25 protein-coding genes and 3 tRNA genes are annotated in these 20368 nt (G+C 59.8%); 11 read left to right on the top strand and 17 right to left on the bottom strand.

Features of this window, described 5'->3' with window-relative positions; all coding sequences use genetic code 11:
• Positions 1 to 118: 118 nt before the first annotated feature.
• From H043_RS0123375 to H043_RS0123365, 3 genes are all read right to left on the bottom strand, one after another.
• Positions 119 to 203, bottom strand: a tRNA-Leu gene (locus H043_RS0123375).
• Between the two features lie 58 nt (positions 204 to 261).
• Positions 262 to 337: transfer RNA gene (locus tag H043_RS0123370), tRNA-His, on the bottom strand.
• A 32-nt stretch (positions 338 to 369) separates the two neighbouring features.
• Positions 370 to 446: transfer RNA gene (locus H043_RS0123365), tRNA-Arg, on the bottom strand.
• Between the two features lie 275 nt (positions 447 to 721).
• On the opposite strand from H043_RS0123365, the gene folD reads away from it, so the two are divergent.
• Positions 722 to 1576: a bifunctional methylenetetrahydrofolate dehydrogenase/methenyltetrahydrofolate cyclohydrolase FolD gene (gene folD / locus H043_RS0123360; RefSeq protein WP_003223627.1), complete on the top strand. Its 855-nt coding sequence runs from the start codon at positions 722 to 724 to the stop codon at positions 1574 to 1576.
• A 230-nt stretch (positions 1577 to 1806) separates the two neighbouring features.
• On the top strand, positions 1807 to 2745 hold the full coding sequence (pbpG, locus tag H043_RS0123355; protein WP_027613906.1) for a D-alanyl-D-alanine endopeptidase: 939 nt from the start codon (positions 1807 to 1809) through the stop codon (positions 2743 to 2745).
• 53 nt (positions 2746 to 2798) lie between these two features.
• On the opposite strand, the gene H043_RS0123350 is transcribed toward pbpG, so the two are convergent.
• The 3 genes from H043_RS0123350 to H043_RS0123340 all read right to left on the bottom strand — a co-directional run bounded on the left by H043_RS0123350 (position 2799) and on the right by H043_RS0123340 (position 3985).
• Complete coding sequence (locus tag H043_RS0123350; protein ID WP_027613905.1) at positions 2799 to 3005, bottom strand: hypothetical protein; 207 nt, start codon at positions 3003 to 3005, stop codon at positions 2799 to 2801.
• A gap of 12 nt (positions 3006 to 3017) precedes the next feature.
• A complete protein-coding gene (locus H043_RS0123345) occupies positions 3018 to 3224 on the bottom strand; it encodes a DUF6021 family protein (protein WP_027613904.1) in 207 nt (68 codons plus the stop codon).
• 89 nt (positions 3225 to 3313) lie between these two features.
• A complete protein-coding gene (locus H043_RS0123340; RefSeq protein WP_027613903.1) occupies positions 3314 to 3985 on the bottom strand; it encodes a hypothetical protein in 672 nt (223 codons plus the stop codon).
• A gap of 215 nt (positions 3986 to 4200) precedes the next feature.
• On the opposite strand from H043_RS0123340, the gene H043_RS30510 reads away from it, so the two are divergent.
• A complete protein-coding gene (locus H043_RS30510) occupies positions 4201 to 4368 on the top strand; it encodes a hypothetical protein (RefSeq protein ID WP_167734114.1) in 168 nt (55 codons plus the stop codon).
• Positions 4369 to 4441: 73 nt separating this feature from the next.
• Here H043_RS30510 and H043_RS0123330 read toward each other — a convergent pair whose 3' ends face one another.
• Both H043_RS0123330 and H043_RS0123325 read right to left on the bottom strand, forming a co-directional pair.
• Complete coding sequence (locus H043_RS0123330) at positions 4442 to 5191, bottom strand: TerC family protein (protein WP_027613902.1); 750 nt, start codon at positions 5189 to 5191, stop codon at positions 4442 to 4444.
• Positions 5192 to 5220: 29 nt separating this feature from the next.
• Positions 5221 to 5463: a hypothetical protein gene (locus tag H043_RS0123325; protein WP_007965379.1), complete on the bottom strand. Its 243-nt coding sequence runs from the start codon at positions 5461 to 5463 to the stop codon at positions 5221 to 5223.
• 153 nt (positions 5464 to 5616) lie between these two features.
• Between H043_RS0123325 and nhaR the strand changes: the two genes are divergently transcribed.
• Positions 5617 to 6516: a transcriptional activator NhaR gene (gene nhaR, locus H043_RS0123320; RefSeq protein WP_027613901.1), complete on the top strand. Its 900-nt coding sequence runs from the start codon at positions 5617 to 5619 to the stop codon at positions 6514 to 6516.
• On the opposite strand, the gene H043_RS0123315 is transcribed toward nhaR, so the two are convergent.
• Positions 6511 to 7674 carry an MFS transporter gene (locus H043_RS0123315; RefSeq protein ID WP_027613900.1) on the bottom strand — a complete coding sequence of 388 codons (1164 nt, stop codon included), beginning with the start codon at positions 7672 to 7674 and terminating at the stop codon, positions 6511 to 6513. The two genes, nhaR and H043_RS0123315, sit on opposite strands and share 6 nt — an antisense overlap.
• Before the next feature lie 337 nt (positions 7675 to 8011).
• Between H043_RS0123315 and sstT the strand changes: the two genes are divergently transcribed.
• The gene (gene sstT, locus H043_RS0123310; protein ID WP_027613899.1) at positions 8012 to 9244 is read left to right on the top strand and encodes a serine/threonine transporter SstT; all 1233 of its coding nucleotides are present in this window, start codon (positions 8012 to 8014) and stop codon (positions 9242 to 9244) included.
• 150 nt (positions 9245 to 9394) lie between these two features.
• On the opposite strand, the gene H043_RS0123305 is transcribed toward sstT, so the two are convergent.
• A complete protein-coding gene (locus H043_RS0123305) occupies positions 9395 to 9904 on the bottom strand; it encodes a DUF1993 family protein (protein WP_007965386.1) in 510 nt (169 codons plus the stop codon).
• Between the two features lie 125 nt (positions 9905 to 10029).
• On the opposite strand from H043_RS0123305, the gene H043_RS0123300 reads away from it, so the two are divergent.
• The gene (locus H043_RS0123300; RefSeq protein WP_027613898.1) at positions 10030 to 10674 is read left to right on the top strand and encodes a YceH family protein; all 645 of its coding nucleotides are present in this window, start codon (positions 10030 to 10032) and stop codon (positions 10672 to 10674) included.
• 132 nt (positions 10675 to 10806) lie between these two features.
• On the opposite strand, the gene H043_RS0123295 is transcribed toward H043_RS0123300, so the two are convergent.
• A complete protein-coding gene (locus H043_RS0123295) occupies positions 10807 to 11325 on the bottom strand; it encodes a cupin domain-containing protein (protein ID WP_027613897.1) in 519 nt (172 codons plus the stop codon).
• Between the two features lie 216 nt (positions 11326 to 11541).
• Positions 11542 to 12360, bottom strand: coding sequence for a shikimate 5-dehydrogenase (locus H043_RS0123290; RefSeq protein WP_027613896.1), 819 nt, complete (start codon positions 12358 to 12360; stop codon positions 11542 to 11544).
• Positions 12361 to 12617: 257 nt separating this feature from the next.
• On the opposite strand from H043_RS0123290, the gene H043_RS0123285 reads away from it, so the two are divergent.
• The 3 genes from H043_RS0123285 (at position 12618) to H043_RS0123275 (ending at position 13677) form a co-directional block, all read left to right on the top strand.
• The gene (locus tag H043_RS0123285; protein ID WP_007965394.1) at positions 12618 to 12968 is read left to right on the top strand and encodes a hypothetical protein; all 351 of its coding nucleotides are present in this window, start codon (positions 12618 to 12620) and stop codon (positions 12966 to 12968) included.
• A 229-nt stretch (positions 12969 to 13197) separates the two neighbouring features.
• Positions 13198 to 13392: a hypothetical protein gene (locus H043_RS0123280; protein WP_025108897.1), complete on the top strand. Its 195-nt coding sequence runs from the start codon at positions 13198 to 13200 to the stop codon at positions 13390 to 13392.
• A gap of 102 nt (positions 13393 to 13494) precedes the next feature.
• The gene (locus tag H043_RS0123275) at positions 13495 to 13677 is read left to right on the top strand and encodes a hypothetical protein (RefSeq protein WP_027613895.1); all 183 of its coding nucleotides are present in this window, start codon (positions 13495 to 13497) and stop codon (positions 13675 to 13677) included.
• Here the strand turns inward: H043_RS0123275 and H043_RS0123270 are convergent.
• The gene (locus H043_RS0123270) at positions 13674 to 14735 is read right to left on the bottom strand and encodes an AI-2E family transporter (RefSeq protein ID WP_027613894.1); all 1062 of its coding nucleotides are present in this window, start codon (positions 14733 to 14735) and stop codon (positions 13674 to 13676) included. The genes H043_RS0123275 and H043_RS0123270 overlap by 4 nt on opposite strands.
• Before the next feature lie 117 nt (positions 14736 to 14852).
• On the bottom strand, positions 14853 to 15539 hold the full coding sequence (locus H043_RS0123265) for a cysteine hydrolase family protein (protein WP_027613893.1): 687 nt from the start codon (positions 15537 to 15539) through the stop codon (positions 14853 to 14855).
• Positions 15540 to 15732: 193 nt separating this feature from the next.
• On the opposite strand from H043_RS0123265, the gene yegQ reads away from it, so the two are divergent.
• A complete protein-coding gene (gene yegQ, locus H043_RS0123260; protein ID WP_027613892.1) occupies positions 15733 to 17067 on the top strand; it encodes a tRNA 5-hydroxyuridine modification protein YegQ in 1335 nt (444 codons plus the stop codon).
• A gap of 118 nt (positions 17068 to 17185) precedes the next feature.
• On the opposite strand, the gene H043_RS0123255 is transcribed toward yegQ, so the two are convergent.
• On the bottom strand, positions 17186 to 18049 hold the full coding sequence (locus H043_RS0123255; RefSeq protein WP_027613891.1) for a LysR family transcriptional regulator: 864 nt from the start codon (positions 18047 to 18049) through the stop codon (positions 17186 to 17188).
• A 101-nt stretch (positions 18050 to 18150) separates the two neighbouring features.
• Between H043_RS0123255 and H043_RS0123250 the strand changes: the two genes are divergently transcribed.
• On the top strand, positions 18151 to 19044 hold the full coding sequence (locus H043_RS0123250; protein ID WP_027613890.1) for a DMT family transporter: 894 nt from the start codon (positions 18151 to 18153) through the stop codon (positions 19042 to 19044).
• A gap of 136 nt (positions 19045 to 19180) precedes the next feature.
• Here the strand turns inward: H043_RS0123250 and H043_RS0123245 are convergent, their stop codons facing one another.
• The gene (locus H043_RS0123245) at positions 19181 to 19411 is read right to left on the bottom strand and encodes a hypothetical protein (RefSeq protein WP_007965409.1); all 231 of its coding nucleotides are present in this window, start codon (positions 19409 to 19411) and stop codon (positions 19181 to 19183) included.
• A 92-nt stretch (positions 19412 to 19503) separates the two neighbouring features.
• The gene (locus H043_RS0123240) at positions 19504 to 20217 is read right to left on the bottom strand and encodes a FadR/GntR family transcriptional regulator (RefSeq protein ID WP_027613889.1); all 714 of its coding nucleotides are present in this window, start codon (positions 20215 to 20217) and stop codon (positions 19504 to 19506) included.
• Positions 20218 to 20368 lie beyond the last annotated feature (151 nt).

The following is a 20368-nucleotide window of genomic DNA, read 5'->3' as shown; positions in this document are numbered from 1 at the left end:
GGGAGTCACAATCCCGTGCTCTACCAACTGAGCTACGCCCACCATATTGCGTCACAAAAAAGCCATTCAACTTCTTTGCTGAACTTCATCAGGCCTGCGGCATGAATGAAGCTTTAATTGGTGCGGATGAAGAGACTCGAACTCTTACGCCTCGCGGCGCTGGAACCTAAATCCAGTGTGTCTACCAATTCCACCACATCCGCAGATGAAGCTTTTTAAAGCAAAGGCGCCAGATTGTTACATCTGGCGCCTTTCGAAATATGGGGTGGACGATGGGGATCGAACCCACGACAACGGGAGTCACAATCCCGTGCTCTACCAACTGAGCTACGCCCACCATATCGCGCTACTTGTGCCAAAGCTGCCTAATGGCGCACCCGGCAGGACTCGAACCTGCGACCATCCGCTTAGAAGGCGGATGCTCTATCCAGCTGAGCTACGGGCGCCTTATTAATCTGTACTCTTGGAGGACTACAAACTAAATGCTTTCCAGCTTCGCAGAACGCTAATTCCGCTCAACCTTCTTAACCAGTGCTAGGCTGTGCCCGACAAGTGCGACGAATAGTATAGAGCGCTCCCAAGGTCGTCAAATCCTTTTTGAAAAAAATTCATTTAATTAAAGGAGTTAGGGGAATTTGCTGACCAAGCGCCTTTGCCCTCACCGTCTGACATGCGAGAATGCGTTCTCTTTTTTTCCCCTCTCGATGGTTAATCACGCGCAATGACTGCACAACTAATCGACGGCAAATCGATCGCCGCCAGCCTGCGCCAGCAGATCGCCCAACGAGTTGCCGAGCGTCGCCAGCAAGGCCTGCGCACTCCCGGCCTCGCGGTGATCCTGGTCGGCAGCGATCCTGCCTCTCAGGTTTATGTCTCGCACAAGCGTAAAGACTGTGAAGAGGTCGGCTTCCTCTCTCAAGCCTACGACCTGCCTTCCGAAACCACTCAAGAAGCGCTGACCGATCTGATCGATCGCCTCAACGACGACCCGGCCATCGACGGCGTGCTGCTGCAACTGCCGCTGCCCGAGCACCTGGACGCCTCCAAACTGCTGGAGCGCATTCGCCCGGACAAAGACGTCGATGGCTTCCATCCTTATAACGTCGGTCGCCTGGCCCAGCGCATTCCGTTGCTGCGTCCGTGCACCCCAAAAGGCATCATGACCTTGCTGGAAAGCACCGGCGTTGACCTTTATGGTCTGGATGCGGTGGTGGTTGGCGCGTCCAACATCGTCGGCCGCCCGATGGCGATGGAACTACTGCTGGCCGGTTGCACCGTGACCGTCACCCACCGCTTCACCAAGGACCTGGCCGGCCACGTCGGTCGCGCTGATCTGGTGGTGGTCGCCGCCGGCAAGCCGGGACTGGTCAAGGGTGAGTGGATCAAGGAAGGCGCGATCGTGATCGACGTCGGCATCAACCGTCAGGACGACGGCAAGCTGGTCGGTGACGTGGTGTATGAAACCGCCCTGCCCCGCGCCGGCTGGATCACTCCGGTTCCCGGCGGCGTTGGCCCGATGACCCGTGCCTGCCTGCTGGAAAACACCCTCTACGCGGCAGAAACCCTGCACGCCTGAGACGTTTTTTGCGCAGTAAAAGAACCCCGCCTTGTGCGGGGTTTTTCGTATCTGAGAAAAAACACTAACCGTTCGCCGGAAACCCCTATTTTTACAGGCCTTTTCACGAGATTTTCAGGTCATTCAAACAACCATCGACAGATCTTCAGCCATACTCCTAGAATGCGACGCTTTGAAGAAATAACCCGTTACAAACTAACGGAATATCCAACCTTTATGAGTTCGCCCGCGTGAAAATTCGTCTTTCGATCCTGAGCCTGTTATTTGCTGTTTCAGGCACATTCGTCACGCCAACGGTCAACGCCGCAGAAACTACCGCCGCGCCACGCGACGCTTCACAACTGAAGATCGCCTCCGGCAGCGCCCTGCTTATGGATTTGCAGACCAATAAAGTCATCTATTCGAGCAACCCGGATGTGATCGTACCGATCGCCTCGGTGAGCAAGCTGATGACCGGACTGGTGGTGGTTGAAGCGCACCAGAACATGGACGAATGGATCGACGTCGACATCAGCCACACGCCGGAAATGAAAGGTGTGTTCTCCCGAGTCAAACTGAAGAGCGAACTGCCGCGTCGGGAAATGTTGCTGATTGCCCTGATGTCCTCGGAAAACCGTGCAGCCGCCAGCCTTGCGCATCACTACCCGGGCGGTTATGCAGCATTCATCGCGGCGATGAATGCCAAGGCCAAGGCACTGGGCATGACCAACACCCACTATGTCGAACCTACCGGCTTGTCGGAACGTAACGTCTCCACCGCCCGCGATCTGAGCAAACTGTTGGTGGCCGCGAGCAAGCACCCGATCCTCACTGAACTGACGACCACCAAGGAAAAAACGGTGTCGTTCCGTAAACCCAACTACACCTTGGGTTTCCGCAACACCGATCACCTGGTGAACAAGGCTGACTGGGACATCAAGATCACCAAAACCGGCTTCACCAACCCGGCAGGTCATTGTCTGGTGCTGGTGACACGGATGAGCAACCGCCCGGTTGCCCTGGTGATTCTCGATGCGTTCGGCAAGTACACGCATTTTGCCGATGCCAGCCGCATCCGCAGTTGGATGGAAACCGGCCGGAGCGCCAGCGTTCCGGCAGTTGCGCAGCAATACAAGGCCGAGAAAAACCTCAAGTCGCGCCAGAGCGGCGTGGTCGAAGCCTCCAAGTAGTTCGCGAAACAATAAAAAGCCCCGGCATCTCGGGGCTTTTTATTGCCTGCGTCTCAGTCATTGGGCAGCGGCATCTGTTCGTCATCGGGAATGCCATCACCGGCACTCGGATCACGATGATGCTCCGGCGTCAGCACATTAGGCCGTGCCAACGGATCCCTCAGCGGACTGTCCGGATCCAGCACAGGGTCCACGTCGTCCTCAGGCGTGGTCGGCACGCTGTCCGGTTTTTTATCGTCGAAGCTGGAATCGGTACTCATACGCACCTCACTTCAGGGTTTCAGGTCAGCCAAAGGATCGTAAGGCTTGGCCGGACGTTTACTGTCGTCGTCCGGTTGCACGTCTCGCGGCGCCTTGGCGGGGCCGACCGGATCAACTTGCGGATCGTCGAGATCCGGTGAATCCGGATCGAAACCCAGATCATGACCGGACGAATGCTCGCTTGAGTGTGGGCCTTTCGGGGATGGGGAATCTGCCATGCTCGCCTCCTGATTCACCCGCACATTCGGGCTCTATCAGTGAGAGGCCTGCCGGGCGTGAGGGTGCCCGGCAGATGACGAACGGAGCCTTAATGTGCGGCCAAGGCCTTTCTGGCTTGCGCCGCTTCACGTTCCTGGCCGGCCTGCGCCAGCTCGTCCGCAGCCTTGAGCCAGCGCTGGCGGTCGACTTCGGCAGGAATCTGCGACGGTTTCTGGATCAGTACTGCCCAGCCGCCGGATTTTTCGAAGGCGGATTCAAAGGAACTGAAACTCATCAGTTCGCGGCGATTCATCCCGGCGCGCAACAGCACCTTCTGTTTCAGCCGGTCATAACCGGAAAGGATCGCGTAACGCGGTTCAGCCCAGAACGCCGAGCCTTCACTGAAGCGCACCATCACCGGATAACCGGCCGCCACCTGAGTCAACAAGGCAGGCAGGTTCTTGTCCAGCGGGTAGACCACCATGCCGTAATCACGGGCCAGGTTCTGCAGATTTTGCTGCAACTGATCCTGTGCCCCCGGCAGATGCAACGGTTTTTCCAGCAGGCCCGGGGTGATCATGATGCCTTGCTGCGACAACAGGCTGGCCAGCACTTGCGGACCACTTTGATTGGCTTCGCCGCGATAGAACGTGCCGCTGAGTTCGACCCGTTCCGGTAGACGCTTGACCTGCGGCGCGACACTGCCCGCACACCCTGCCAACACCGCCGCGCAACCGGCCACCAGCAACGCCCCTCGCAATCGAGAAAATACCTGCACCATCATCACTCTCGTCAGACGCCGGTCATCGTGTTCCGGCAACGCCTGCGATCATAGGGCGGCGCAGGCCTGCGGTATAGCCTTAAACCTCAGACCGATCGTTTGCATAGAGCGAACTGATTGGTCAATAGTCTGAAACACCCCATTGTCTAGACTGTCACTGAAACAGAGCGAATTGAAAAAGTGAGTGCCCGACGCAGGGCAAAGAGGAGGCACTGATGAGCCTGACCATGACTATCGTAATGCTGATCGCCGGCTGGCTGGCCGTGGCCACTGCCATGTTGTGGGGCGTGCTGCGGATTTCGCGGCGCCACCATCACCCGCAGCCCCCTGTGGCGGTCGAAAAACCGCAAAAGCACAACGCACGGCACGCGACCGCACATTGATACTGCAAACGTTCCGCCCATAAAAAAGCCCCCTGAACGCTTGGCGCTCAGGGGGCTTTTGGCTGGTCAGCGCTTACGCCTGCTGCGCCAGTTTCTTCTGCTTCGCCCGGCGCGACATCATGTTCAGCACCTCAATCGCTGCCGAGAACGCCATGGCGGCGTAGACATAACCTTTCGGTACGTGGGCGCCGAAGCCTTCGGCGATCAGTGTCATACCGATCATGATCAGGAAGCCCAGCGCCAGCATCACCACTGTCGGGTTGTCATTGATGAACTTGGCCAGCGGTTCAGCCGCAAACAGCATCACCATTACCGAGACCACCACTGCGATCACCATGATCGGCAAGTGCTCAGTCATGCCCACCGCGGTAATGATGCTGTCGATCGAGAACACCATGTCCAGCATCAGGATCTGACCGATCGCAGCAGCGAAGCCCAGGGTCACGGTCGATGTCGCGCTTTTCGGGTCTTCCGGCGCCGGGTCCATGCTGTGATGGATCTCGGTCGTGGCTTTCCACACCAGGAACAGACCACCGGCAATCAGGATCATGTCCTTCCAGGAGAACGCCTGGCCCATGATTTCGATCACAGGGGCAGTCAACTGCACAATGAAGGCGATGGTGCTCAACAGAGCCAGACGCAGAATCAGCGCCATGCCGATACCGATGCGCCGCGCCTTCTGCCGATGCTGCACGGGCAGTTTGTTGGTCAGGATCGAAATAAAGATCAGGTTATCGATGCCGAGCACGATTTCCATCACCACCAGTGTGGCCAAAGCAACCCAGGCGGCGGGGCTGGCGGCGAGTTCTAACAGATATTCCATTGGTCAGTCCTGACTCTGTGTAAGACGGTTTAGATGGTCTTGGAGGAAGATTCGGATTTTTCCGCGTCTTTTTCCGGTGTTTCTTTTTTCTCGATCAGGCCGCCGGTGGCGTCGCTAAGCGCTTGTTCAGCAGCCTTGTGCGTGTCGTCGATCGCCTGTTTGGCGCTTTCGGCGGCCTTGCCCATCAACTGCTGGGCGCTTTTCTCGGCCTGATCGCAACCGGCCATAAGCAGTAAAGACGTAAACATCAACGCTGGAATTGTGTATTTCATGGGACTTCCTTCGAATGAACAGACAGGGTCACAGACCGCCCGTCGATGGCTGGGCATTCTAGGGAGACAAACACTTCAGGAAAATTCGTATTTTTAGCGGCTATACTTCGGTTTTTACGAATCCAATACCTTCAAAACAGAGGTCGTGGCTCGATGCTCAACTACCGACAACTGCATTACTTCTGGGTGGTCGCCAAGACCGGCAGCATCGTGCGTGCCTGCGAACAGCTGAACCTCACGCCACAAACCATCAGCGGGCAGATTTCGCTGCTCGAACAAACTTACGGCATCGAACTGTTTCAACGGGTCGGCCGTCAGTTGGAGCTGACCGAAGCCGGACGCCAAGCCCTGCCCTACGCCGAGCAGATGTTTCAGTTAGGCGGCGAACTGGAGCTGATGCTGCGCGCCCAGCCCAACGAGCAGCAGATCCTGTTCCGCGTCGGCGTGGCGGACGTGGTGCCCAAGTCCATCGTCTACCGCCTGATTGCGCCGACCATGGAGTTGCACGAGCCGCTACGCATCACCTGCCGCGAAGACAAACTCGAACGCCTGCTGGCGGATCTGGCCATCCAGCGCCTGGACCTGGTGATTTCCGACAGCCCGATGCCGTCGCACCTCGACATCAAGGGCTACAGCCAGAAGCTCGGCGAATGCGGAATCAGTTTCTTCGCCACCGCGCAGCTGGCGGCACAATACGGGCAGGATTTCCCGCGCAGCCTCAACGGCGCACCGCTGCTGATTCCCGGGGCGGAAACCGTGGTGCGCAGCCGTTTGCAACGCTGGTTCGCCGAGCAACAGATACAGCCGCGAATCGTCGGGGAGTTCGATGACAGCGCCCTGATGCAGGCCTTCGGCCAATCGGGCAGCGGGATTTTCATCGGCCCGAGCGTGATTGCCGATGAAGTCAAACGCCAGTACGGCGTCGAGGAGATTGGCCAGACCGACGCGGTGACCGAGTCGTTCTATGCCATTTCGGTGGAGCGCAAGGTCAAGCACCCCGGCATCGTTGCGATTACCGAAGGTGCCCGACGCGAGCTGTTTACCGCGTTATGACGTCTGGGCGCACGCTTCGCGCGGCTTGAGCGTCATCAGCACCATGGCGAGGAACACCGACAGCAGGATGAACCCGGCAGCGGCGAACCCCAGAAAGCCGAGGCCGGCACTGTCGATCACTCGACCGCCGATCATCGCTCCGAGGCCGATCCCGAGGTTGGCCCCGGCGATATTCAGCGAGGCGGCAAAGGCTGGCGCTTCCGGTGCGGCCTTCATCAGGCGTACATGGCTGACCAGGAACAACGCAGCCTGGGTGATACCCCAGATGCCCATGGCCACCGCCAGCCCCACCGTCGAGTGAATGTTCGGCACCAGCGAGACCATGCCGGCAATCATGAACGCGCAGAACAACACCGAGGCGCCCAGTGGATGACGATCCACCGCGCGACCGCCCAGTGAGTTGCCGATCAGCCCGACCGCACCGAAGCCCATCAGGCACCAGCCAACCACCGTACCGTTGAACCCGGCCAGACGCTCAAGAATGTCGGCCAGATAGGTATAAGCGGTGAACATGCCGCTGAATACCAGAATCGACAACAGCACATGGCCGATCATCAGCGGGTTGCGCAGGATCTTGAACTGCGAGGCGAAGCTGACCTGATGCTGGTGCAGGCTGGTTTTCGGCAGGTACACAAACAGCAACAAGGCCTTAGCGAAAGCGATGACCGCCAGAATCGCAAACGCACTGCGCCAGCCGAACGCATCGGAAATCAAGGTGCCCACCGGAATGCCGAACACCGTCGCGCAAACAATGCCGAAGCCGATCTTGGCAATCGCGCGGCCGGCGTGATCCGGGCCGACGATGTCCACTGCGGTCTCACTGGCCAAGGCCCAGAACACCGGCAGGCCGAGCGCCGGGATCAACCGGGCGATGGCCATGACCCAGATGTTCGGCGCCAGCGCCGCAACGGTGTTGGCCAGGCCGAACATGATCAAAATCGTGATGAACAACTTGCGCCGCTCGAACCGGGCGAAATACGCGGTCAAAAATGGACCGAACATCGCCACCGTGAAAGCGAATAGAGTCACCAGCAAACCGGCCTGCGGAATGGTTACCGCCAGGTCGCGGGCAATGGCCGGCAACAGGCCGACGATGACGAATTCCGTGGTCAGCACCGTGAATCCGGCGGCGGACAACAGAAGAATGGGCAACAGCATGAGCAACTCCAGCAAAACGACGACACCAGCGATGACCGAAAGGCCCGCTGGCAGACTATGAAAATGAGGATGGCGAATCTTAACAGAGTGTTTCCGGGCTGACTTGCACAAACCTGCCGACTTGCCGATCAATCCGGTGGCAGATCGTCACAGGCCTGAAGGATAACGCCTACGCTGTGATAAAGTCCGCGCCCTGAAAAACGTACACCCTATTCAGCGGCCTGTTTAACAGCGTTGATGGCGCGTCAGCCCTTTCGGTTCGTGCCGGTGACCTGCCCCCCGATGTATCACCGGTTTCACGCAACCTTGCACCCTATAAAAAATCAGAGATGCCGTTATGACCGCTTCATCCCCTTCTCTATTGCAACGCCTGAAAAACCTCAGCCTGGTCACGCAGATCCTGATCGGCCTGATTGCCGGTATCGCTCTGGCGCTGTTCGCCCCGGAAGCGGCGAAAGGCTCGGCGTTCATCGGCAAAGTGTTCGTCTCGGCGCTGAAAGCCGTGGCGCCGATTCTGGTGTTCGTGCTGGTGATGGCGTCGATCGCCAACCACAAGCACGGTCAGGAAACCCACATCCGGCCGATCCTGTTTCTGTATCTGCTCGGCACCTTCGCTGCGGCGGTGGTGGCGGTGGTTGCCAGCATGGCGTTTCCCTCGCATCTGGTGCTGTCCACCGACAACGTCGCGGTGACGGCGCCGGGCGGGATCACTGAAGTCCTGCAGAGCCTGCTGTTGAGCGTGGTTGACAACCCGGTCAGCGCGCTGATGAATGCCAACTTCATCGGCATTCTGGCCTGGGCGATCGGCATGGGCGTCGCGATTCGCCACGCCGGTGACACCACCCGCGAAGTGCTCGGCGACCTGTCCAATGGCGTGACGCTGATCGTGCGCGTGGTGATTCGCTTCGCACCTCTGGGCATTTTCGGTCTGGTGGCTTCGACTCTGGCCACTTCAGGCTTCGGTGCACTGATCGGTTACGCGCATCTGCTGGGCGTGCTGCTGGGCTGCATGCTGTTCGTCGCGCTGGTGATGAACCCGCTGATCGTGTTCTGGAAACTCCGTCGCAACCCGTATCCGCTGACCCTCAAGTGCCTGCGCGAAAGCGGGATCACCGCGTTCTTCACCCGCAGCTCGGCGGCGAACATTCCGGTCAACCTGGAACTGAGCAAGCGCCTGGGCCTGCACGAAGACACCTACTCGGTATCGATCCCGCTGGGCGCAACCATCAACATGGCTGGCGCGGCGATCACCATCACCGTGCTGACCCTGGCCGCCGTGCACACGCTGGGGATTGCCGTGGACATCCCGACCGCGATCCTGCTCAGCGTTGTCGCGGCGATCTGCGCCTGTGGCGCCTCGGGCGTGGCCGGCGGCTCGCTGCTGCTGATTCCGCTGGCGTGCAGCCTGTTCGGTATCCCGAGCGAGATTGCCATGCAGGTGGTGGCGGTCGGTTTCATCATTGGGGTGTTGCAGGACTCGGCGGAGACGGCGTTGAATTCGTCCACCGATGTGCTGTTTACCGCCGCGGCGTGCCTGGGTGAAGAGGCGAAAGCCCAGCGCACCGCATAACCCCTGTAGGAGTGAGCCTGCTCGCGATAGCGGTGTGTCAGTCACATCGTCTCGGTATGACACACCGCTATCGCGAGCAGGCTCACTCCTACAAAAAACAAAAGCCCGCCAAGGCGCAAACCTTGGCGGGCTTTTTTGTAGCTGGGTGTTTTAGTACGCGCCCATGTAATCGCGTTTACCCACTTCAACACCGTTGTGACGCAGCAGCGCGTAGGTGGTGGTGACGTGGAAGAAGAACTGCGGCAGACCGTAGCTCAGCAGGTAAGCCTGGCCGCTGAAGCGCTTCTCTTTCGGGGTGCCCGGACGAGTAACAATCTCGATGCCTTCCTTGCCATTGATCTGCTCCGGCTTGATCTCGCCGATGTAGGCCAGGACCTTGGCAATCAGCGCCTGCAGCTCGGCGAAGGTGGTTTCGGTGTCGTCATATTTCGGGATTTCGACTTCGGCCAGACGCGAGGAAACGCCCTTGGCGAAGTCGACGGCGATCTGCACCTGACGCACCAGCGGGAACATGTCCGGGTACAGGCGCGCTTGCAGGAAGGCGTTCGGGTCGATGTTTTTCTCGGTGGCGTGGGCTTCAGCCTTTTTCAGGACATCGCTCAGGGCGTTGAGCATTTGTTGAAAAACCGGGACGGATGCGGCGTACAGGGAAATGGTCATGGCAGTCTCGTGTAGTGGCTGGGTGGAACGTGGAGGCGATTATAGCCATGCTTGATGACCACACGGCTTGCCTTTTGTTAGCCAAGGATTAGGCTAGGCGCCTTCGACTGCTGAGGGAACGCGCGATGACCACCGAACTTGCAACCACCACCGACGAACCACGGCTCACCGCCACGGAAATCCGCATTCTGGGTGCGTTGATCGAAAAACAGGCCACCAGCCCGGAAACCTATCCGCTGACCCTCAATGCGCTGGTGCTGGCCTGCAATCAGAAAACCAGCCGCGAGCCGGTGATGAACCTGACTCAAGGCCAGGTTGGCCAGAGCCTGCGGGCGCTGGAAAGCCACGGTTACGCCAAACTGGTCATGGGCAGTCGCGCCGACCGCTGGGAGCACAAGCTCGACAAGGCGCTGGAACTGGTGCCGGCCCAAGTGATTCTCACTGGCTTGATGTTCCTGCGTGGCCCGCAGACAGTGAATGAGCTGCTGACCCGCAGCGGCCGCATGCATGACTTCGAAGATGCCGAGCAAGTGGTGCATCAGCTTGAGCGCCTGATTGCGCGCGGACTGGCGGTGTTGATTCCACGTCAGGCCGGTCAGCGCGAAGACCGCTACACCCATGCGCTGGGCGATCCGGCAGATATCGAGGCGATTCTGGCGGCGCGACAGAATCCTGGAGAGCGCGCGACCAGCGGCGTTTCCGTGGAGAGAATCGAAGAGCTGGAAGCACGGATTGCCGCACTGGAAGAGCGCCTGGCGCGCCTCGAATAATCACCCCCAATCCTATGGTGGGAGCGGGCTTGCTCGCGAAGGGGCCGTGTCAGTCGAATCACTGTGAATGACACACTGCATTCGCGAGCAAGCCCGCTCCCACAGGGTCTACACCAAGCCGAAGATCTCTATTTACTCCCCATCCCAGTAATCCACACCATCCGCCAGCCGCGCCACGGCAACAAAACCTGACGCATTACCCTGGTCATCGACTTTGAAGTTGTCCATCACCGCGTATTTGTTGGAGTCCGGGTACTCACAGATATCCGGTTGCTGCTGGGTGCTGACCGCCAGGTAACGCAGTTCCGCGTCGCTGGTGTTGATGATCTGATGCGCCGTTTCCGGGCCGCCCGGCGGGCAGGCGATCACGTCGCCCGCGCGGATCTGAAAGCGTTCGGGCCCCAGTCGCACTTCGCCCTCCCCGGCCACCACATAGAACATCTCTTCATTGACCCGATGGCTGTGAAACGGACTGCCGCGCATGCCTGGCGGTAGTGCGTACAGGCGATAACCGAGTTTTTGCGCGCCGAGTTGCTGGCCGATGCGCGCCATGCGTTGTTGATAGCGGCCAGCGGTTTCACCTTCCGGGGCAAGGGCTTCGGGCAGGGATTCGAGTTCGACCTGGTGCAGGTTGAGGATGGGTGGGTGCATGGCGGGCCTCGGTCACGGTTTTTGTGGGTGGCAAGTCTGGGCTGGCTGGGGAGGCAGTATAGGCATGGATGTCTGGCTTGAGACCGTGGTGCATCCTTCGCGAGCAGGCTCGCTCCCACAGAGGATCTACAGCGAACACACAATCTGTGCATGACAAAAATTCAACTGTGGGAGCGAGCCTGCTCGCGAAGAGGCCCGCCCAGCCAGCACAACTCATCAGCTCCGGGCAAACGCCACCGCCGCCGCAAACTGCTCTTCATTTGGCCGCACCCCGGTGTACAGCACAAACTGCTCCAGCGCCTGGATCGCAATCACTTCAAGCCCGGTAATCACCTTCTTGCCCTCGGCCCGCCCCCGCACGATCAGCGGCGTTTCCGACGGAATCGCTACCACATCGAATACCGTGTCGGCGGCCTGGATCACTTCAGGCTCGAACGCCAGTTGCCCGGCCTCCGGCCCGCCGTCCATGCCCACCGGGGTGACGTTGATCAGCATCTGCGGCCGCTCGTCGCCGAGCTCCGCCTGCCAGCGATAGCCCAGCGAATCGGCCAATGCGCGCCCGGCGCGCTCGTTACGCGCAACGATCAAGCCATTCTTGTAGCCACCATCGCGCAAGGCACTGGCCACCGCTTTGGCCATGCCGCCGCTGCCGCGCAGGGCAAACGTCGTGTCTTGCGGTACCGCGTGGGTTTCCAGCAATTGCGCGATGGCGATGTAGTCGGTGTTGTAGGCCTTGAGGTGGCCGTGGGTGTTGACGATGGTGTTGATCGACTGGATCGCCGCTGCCGACGCATCCAGCTCATCGACCAGCGCAATGCACGCTTCCTTGAACGGCATCGACACCCCGCAACCACGAATCCCCAGCGCACGAATGCCGCCGACGGCCCCCGGCAGGTCCTGACTGCTGAACGCCTTGTAATAGAAGTTCAGGCCCAACTGCTCATACAAATGGTTATGAAAGCGCAGACCGAAATTCCCCGGGCGCCCCGACAGGGACATGCACAGCTGGGTGTCTTTGTTGGGATTCATCTGCATGAAACTTCTCCTTGAAAACGGACTTTCGGATGGACGGAGTTAGCCATTCCATCGGGTTCTGGACGATCATAAGCGCCTGTCTGCAACGGGCCGCGTGCCCCTTTGACCTGCCGGTAAAGAAGCCGGTACAGACCTTACACAAAATTTACCCAGCGGCTGTGCTGATTTTCAGAATTTCGCTGTCATAGAAGTATCCCCGCGACAACTTTGGGCCTGGTGCAGGCCCGGACGCCGGGTCGAAGAACCGAGGAATTATCATGATTCGTAAACTCCCCATCGTGGCCTTGTTGATTGGTGCATTCGCTATCACAGGTCAGGCAGAAGCCCACGGCGGTGGCTGGCAGGGTCCGGCAGTGTTTGGTGCGATCGTCGGCTCGGCCATCATCGGCTCCGCGTTGATCAACCAGGACCGGCCGGTCTACGTGCAACAGCCTGTTTACGCTCAACCGGCACCGGTTTATGTGCAACAACCGCCGCCACCGGTCTACTACCAGCCGGCGCCGGTCTATGTGCAACAACCGGTCTACGTGCCTGGCCCGGTCTACTACGGCCCACCACGCGGCTACTACGGCCGGCCACACGGCTACTACGGTGGCCCGCGCTGGTAATCGCAACCAACAAGCCCCGCTTTATAGCGGGGCTTTTTTATGACCGTCGGTCGGGCAGAGTCTGAAAAAATCTCGCCAAGGTCGCTGTGAGGACAGTTCCAGCAGCTAAAGTCGGCATGATGGACTTGACCGTTGGGGGCAAAACACAGAACGGTCATCTATTTGTCATGACGGAACCGCAATCTGAATCCGTCCGTAAACAACAGGTTGATAAAAACAAGGACGACCCATGCCTACACAAAATCCGCACCGCATCGTCGGTCTGTGCACTTCAAGCAAGGTGTACAGCGCGTTGACTGAACTGAAACACCTGGAAGGCCACCGCTGCGCCAAGTTTCTTTCGCTGCTGGCGGAGAATCTCGTGCACAAGGGCCTGCTCAATGAGCGCGAAGTGGTGCACATGCTCGACCAGGTTGTCGACTGATGCAGTCCTCACTGTGATCAATGACCACTATCGAAAGCGTTGATTGTCCCTGAGCGCAACGAATCCATAAGGTAGCTCCACAGATTGATGGAGGTACTTGTCATGGCTCAGGTTCAAATCATGTCGGTAATCGGCAGCGCTGTTCCCGCATCGCTCAGAGCGTCGGGATTGCTCGCCTGCTGGTATCTGGTGCGCGATGGCGAGCCGATCAGCGGCCCGCTCACTTCGCTGCCCGCGGCGCAGGCCCTGTCGCAGAAAATCGTCAGCCGCCCATTCCACGCTTAAGGCAACTGGACTTTCGGTTTGGTCTCGATGAACAGCGCCCAACTGGACATGAACAGCGCCGCGATCAGCGGCCCGATCACGAAACCGTTGAGGCCAAACACCGCGAGGCCGCCGAGGGTCGAGATGAGGATCATGTAATCCGGCATGCGCGTGTCCTTGCCGACCAGAATCGGGCGCAGCACGTTGTCCACCAGACCGATCACAAACACCCCGAACAGCCCCAGCACCACGCCCTGCCAGATCATCCCGCTGAGCAGAAAGTACACCGCCACCGGCGCCCAGACGATTCCCGCACCCACCGCCGGCAACAGCGACAGAAAGCCCATCAGCACCGCCCACAGCAACGCACTAGGGATGTCGAGAAACCAGAAAATCGCCCCACCCAATGCGCCCTGAGTGACCGCCACCACCAGGTTGCCCTTGACCGTCGCGCGTACCACCCGATTGAACTTCAACTGCAAACGGCGTTTGTGGCTCTCTTCCAACGGCACCGCGGTGCGTACCTTGCGCACCAGCTCGGCGCCATCGCGCAGAAAGAAAAACAGCAGGTACAGCATGATGCCGAAGCTGACCACGAACTCGAATGTGCCTTGACCGAAACTGAACGCCTGACTGGCCAGCACCTGACTGCCCTGCATCGACGCCTTGACGATTTTCTCGCGCAGACCGTTGAGTTCGCCCATGCCGAAGCGATCGAGCAAATGCTGAAAATACGGGGGCAGGCTGTGTTTGAACTGTGCCAGATAGGCACCGATGTCCAGTTGGCCGCTTTCGATGTTGTTGTACACCGTCGCGCCTTCCTGGACCAACAGGATGCTGAGGATGATCACCGGCAGAATCGCGATCACCAGGCAGATGCCCAGAGTGCAGAGCGCTGTCAAGTTGCGCCGCCAGCCGAATTTGAGCTGTAACTTGCGCTGCATCGGCGCAAACAGAATGCCGAGAATCACCGCCCAGAACACCGCGCCGTAGAACGGCAGCAGAATCCAGATGAAGGCGACCGTCACCAATAGCAACAGCACGGTGAGGGATTTGAATTGCAGGGTTTTTTCGTTCATGTCCGATCCATGTCAGTCAGGCGTCTCGCACGCCCCGAACCTTAGTCAGCCGGGGCGCGCGCGAGTGCCATCTTTGTTCATGGAGCATAGATTGCCTGGACGATGCAGCCCGGCTAATCAGCGCACCGGCAGTTTGACGATCTGCGCAGTGCTCAACACATCGCCGAAGGTGTCTTCGACTTCCGCCAGCGCGGCCTTATGCAGCGAATCCTTGTCGATTGACACGCCGTTGGCGCGGGTGATGGCGCGGGTCGCCGAAGCATCGGACGCGACAATCACGTTGTAGCCCAAAGGCGCTGCGTCCCGCGCGGCACCCGCCACACAGGCGTGGGTCATCAGGCCGGAAATGATCAGGGTCTGGATGCCGGCGTTTTTCAATTGCTGGTCAAGGTCGGTGCTGGCGAACACGCTGACGGTGCTCTTTTGCAGCACCACGTCTTGCGGACGCGGCTGCATGTCCGGGTGAAATTTGACGGTCTGGCCATCGATGGCAAACACTGGCGAGCCGGCCGGGGCAACGTGCTGCACGTGATACACAGGGATCTTGTGACTGTCGGCAAAGGTGATCAGCTCACGGGTTTTCGCCAGGGCAGCGGCACCTTCCGGGATCGGCATCTTGCCGCTGAAATATTCATTCTGGAAGTCGATCACCACCAGCGCAGACTTGCCCGCTGGCAGATGATCGACCGGTGTAGCGCCGGACATTGCCCGAATGGTCGGGTGGTTGTCGGCCATCGCTGCGCTGCTGGCCAATACACCGGAAAATGCACAAGCGGTGAGAAAGCGGCGAGTAAAGTTCTGCATGGGAAAGTCCTGCCTCGGTTGATTTGACAAGCGAATCTTAAGCAGCTCACCGCCGCACCGAACACAGTGAAACCGGCACATGATCTGTGCCTTTTCTGCACAGATAAAGTCCACGCACTCAAACGTAGATCCAGATCAATAAACCGCGATTGTCACTGCACTACCCTGCCGCGCTTTTGCGACCGATGCCGCCATGAAGCCAGACCTCCCCCTCGCCGCCCCGGAATTGCTCGCCCCTGCCGGCACCCTGAAGAACATGCGCTACGCCTTCGCCTACGGTGCCGATGCGGTCTACGCCGGCCAGCCGCGTTACAGCCTGCGGGTGCGCAACAACGAGTTCGACCACGCCAACCTCGCCCTCGGCATTCGCGAGGCGCAGGCACAGGGCAAGCGCTTCTACGTGGTGGTCAACATCGCCCCGCACAACGCCAAACTGAAGACCTTCCTCAAGGATCTGGCGCCAGTGATCGAGATGGCGCCGGACGCGCTGATCATGTCCGACCCCGGCCTGATCATGCTGGTGCGCCGGCATTTTCCGCAGATGCCGATCCACCTTTCGGTGCAGGCCAACACGGTGAACTGGGCGAGCGTCGAGTTCTGGCAGCAACAAGGTCTGAGCCGGATCATTCTGTCGCGGGAGCTGTCGCTGGAAGAAATCGGTGAAATCCGTGAACAGGTACCGGGCATGGAGCTGGAGGTGTTCGTCCACGGTGCGCTGTGCATGGCCTACTCCGGGCGCTGCCTGCTGTCGGGCTACATGAACAAGCGCGACGCGAATCAGGGCACCTGCACCAACGCCTGCCGCTGGAAGTATTCGACGCAGCAAGCCACGGAAAACCAGCTCGGCGAGATCGTGCAGACCTTCCAGCCGGAGCCGACCCTGGGCATCGGCGCGCCGACCGATCAGGTGTTTCTGCTGCAGGAAGCCAATCGCCCCAATGAACTAATGCCCGCTTTTGAAGACGAGCACGGCACCTACATCATGAACGCCAAGGATCTGCGCGCGGTGCAGCACGTCGAGCGCCTTGCACGCATGGGCGTGCATTCGTTGAAGATCGAGGGCCGGACCAAATCGCACTTCTATTGCGCGCGCACCACCCAGGTCTATCGCCGGGCGATCGACGATGCAGTGGCCGGACGCGAGTTCGATCGCAGCCTGATGACCGATCTGGAATCACTGGCCCAGCGCGGCTACACCGAAGGTTTCCTGCGTCGCCATGTGCATGACGAATACCAGAATTATCAGAACGGCAGCTCGGTGTCCGAGCGTCAACAGTTCGTCGGCGAACTGACCGGCGAGCGCCGCGACCGGTTGGCCGAGGTCAAAGTGAAGAACCGTTTTGCCTTGGGCGATCATCTGGAATTGATGACTCCGAAGGGCAATTTCCACTTCGATCTGCACCAGTTGCAGAGTGCCAAGGGTGAAGCGATCGAGGTTGCGCCGGGGGATGGGCACACGGTGTACCTGCCGATTCCGGATGCGGTGGATTTGCGCTTTGGCCTGCTGATGCGCGACCTGACTCCTTGACCCCCTCCCCTGTAGGAGCTGCCGCAGGCTGCGATCTTTTGATCTTGTTCTTCAATAACAAAGTCAAAAGATCGCAGCCTGCGGCAGCTCCTACACAGGGAATGCGGGTGTAGCGGAGTCAGAGGAATTCTTCACGCAACATCGCCACAAACGCCTCACGCGCCGGGTGTACCCCGGCGTTTTCGTGCCAGTAAAACAGGTTGTCGATCACCGTCAGTTCGGGAAACTCATACCCCACGCATCCAGCGCCCTTGGCGTATTGCTCGAACACGCCTTTAGGCACCAAGGCCACTCCGGCGCCAGCACTCACGCAACCGACAATCGCCCCGTAACTGGCCAGGCTGACAATCGGCAGCGCCTGTCCCTGACGCAACAACCAGTGCTCCAACGCTGCCCGATACGGACAACCCTGCGGCCACATGAACACGGTTTTATCCTGCAGATCGTGGATGTCGCGCACCGGTCCGAATGATGTCGAGGCAATCAGTAGCAATTCTTCGCGGTACATCGGCGTGCGTTTCAGTTGCGAACGCTCGACGTCCACCGCGACGATGGCGCCGTCGAGGCGATGGCTGACGGTGTCGTCGAGTAATTGGCCCCAGGTGCCAGTGGTCAACTCCAGCGCCACCTGCGGATAGCGTTGGTGAAACTTGGCCAACAGCCGCGGCAAACGCCCGGTGGCCGAGGACTCGATCGCGCCGATACGCAGCGGGCCGGACGGTTCGGCGGCGGGATCCACCGCGCGCTTGGCTTCGGCGGTCAGCGCCAGAATCCGCTCGGCATACGCAAGAAACGTCTGCCCCGCCGGGCTGATCCGCAGCCCGCGCCCCTCGCGCAGAAACAGCGCCACACCGAGTTCCGCTTCCAACGCCTTGATCCGTGCGGTGATGTTCGACGGCACACAAAACAATTTTTCAGCGGCGCGGGCAATGCTGCCCTCGTCAGCCACGGTCTTGAACATGCGGATCTGCGCCAGCTCCATACTCATCACTCAAAGTGAACATTCAGCGCAGTATAAGTCAGTTGTGGAGACTTGTTGGCCGCCCGGATACTCGGCGCATCAACCCTTGCGGTGCGCCGATCATGCCGTCTCCTTCTCCCTTTAAAATCATTCTGGCCATGGCCTTCGTGGTCGGCTGCTGGGCCTATTCACCGACTGGCATTCACATTGGCCTGCAAGCCTACGACCCCGGGCATCTCGCGTTGCTGCGGTTTCTCCTGGCGTCGTTGTTCATGGCCGTGATCGCGGCGTTCAAGGGTATTCGCCTGCCGCAACGGCACGACGTACCGCTGTTGTTCGCCCTGGGATTTTTTGCCGTCAGCCTGCATCACGTGGCGCTGAACATCGGCCAGCAAAGCGTCAGTGCCGGCGCCTCCAGCGTACTGGCGCAGTCGAGCCCGCTGTTCAGTACGCTGCTGGCGCGTTACGTGTTCAAGGATCAGGTCAGTGTCTGGCGATGGGGCTGCGTGTTGCTGGGACTGGTCGGGGTGGTGATCGTGGTCAGCGCCGATCGGGGCCTGGGGCAGATCGACGCGCATGGCTTGCTGATTCTGCTGGCGGCGCTGTCATGGAGCATTTACTTCGCCCTGCAAAAACACCACGCCCGGCGTTATGACGGCTTCAGTCTGGCGTGTTATGCGGTGTGGTCGGGGACGCTGCTGTTGCTGATTTATCTGCCGGGGCTGGGTGCGGCGGTGTTGCAAGCGCCGCTGCAAGTGCAGTGGGCAGTGCTGGCACTGGGGGTATTTCCCAGTGCACTGGCCTATCTGGCCTGGGGCTTTGTGCTCAAACATGTGGACTTGAGCCGGGCGACGATGACGTTGTACCTGATACCACCGACGGCGATGGGGATTGCTTCGCTGGGATTGGGCGAGCGACCGACGCTGATGGTGCTGGTGGGGTCGGCGGTGGTGCTGATCAGTGTGCTGGCGTTGAATCTGGAGCGGCGGGTGGAGGGTCGACCGGTTGAGGTCTGATCGAGGTTTTTTACTGAGGCTGATGACCCCATCGCGAGCAGGCTCACTCCTACAGGGGGATGCGTTCTACCTGTGGGAGCGAGCTTGCTCGCGAACGGGCCGGCGCAGACTATAAATATCTCGTGCCGGGTTAGCCTCAGCGCCTGTCATCCGACAACGGCGTCGGCTCATCCGCTGGCGGCACATCATCGTCAGCCGCCGGGTCCTTCCAGTCTTCCGGCCGATCGGCATCACTCAACGGATCGCGCCCCGGGCTCATGCCCGGCGGCGCATCGTGATCGGCCAGTGTCGGCTCATCCGTGCCGGGCACCGGACGGGTCGGATCGGTCGGCAACACACCACCCTGAAACAGCAAATCATTAGCCATGACACACCTCACCAAGGAGGTCCGGAGAACCCGGGCCATACAGCTTGGAAGCGTGCCTGCGCAGGCGGTGCTATCGAGCAGACCAACGGCAATCAGCCCTGCGCACTGAAGCGGTCGCGGCTGTTGGTCAGGTGCAGCCACATGGCCGCGCGCGCCGCGTCCGGATCCTGCCGCTTGATCGCATTCAGGATCGCTTCGTGCTCCAGATGGGCCAACTGCCCCAGCTTGCTCAGATCCGCCGCGCCACGCTCGGCGGCATTGAGCCGCTGACGTGGAATCATCGCGCTGCCCAGGTGCTGCATGATTTCGCTGAAGCAGACGTTGCCGGTGGCTTCGGCGATCAGCAGGTGAAAACGTCGGTCGGCTTCAACACAACTGTCATTGCTGTCCAGCAGACGCTGATAGTCATCCAGCGCTTGGCGCATCTGCAGCAGTTGCTGCTCGCTGCGCCGTTGCGCGGCCAACGCGGCAGCCTGGGTCTCCAAGCCCATGCGCAATTCAAGAATGCTGCGCACGCCGAGCGCGGTGTCGACATTCAGGCGCAAGCCCTGCTCCGCGACGCGCTCGATGACGAACGTGCCGATGCCGTGCCGCGTCTCCACCAGCCCCGACGCCTGCAACTTGGAAATCGCCTCGCGCACGACCGTGCGACTGACGCGGTGTTCCTGAACGATGGCGTTCTCCGACGGCAGCTTGTCGCCGGGCGACAGCCGGCCGAGCAGGATGCTCTGGGTGAGTTTTTCCACCAGATCGTGTGCGAGGTTGTGCGCACGTTTGGGCGCGGGGGCGTCGAGGTCTTCTTGCATGTTCGGTTCCGGTCTTCGGGGCTTGCCGATCGTAGCACTGCGTGATGGCTGACGAGTCGATTTTAGCGCCGAAACCACTTTCAACTTGTATGACAACACTCAATAAAACGAAAAAAACGCAACAACCAAACGCTACGCCCTGTTTGGACAT

Origin of the sequence: Pseudomonas sp. URIL14HWK12:I6 (genome assembly GCF_000514195.1) — a bacterium.
GTDB lineage: Bacteria > Pseudomonadota > Gammaproteobacteria > Pseudomonadales > Pseudomonadaceae > Aquipseudomonas > Aquipseudomonas putida_A.
Note: the sequence above shows the minus strand (reverse complement) of the source record. Positions and strands in the feature narration are given on the sequence as shown.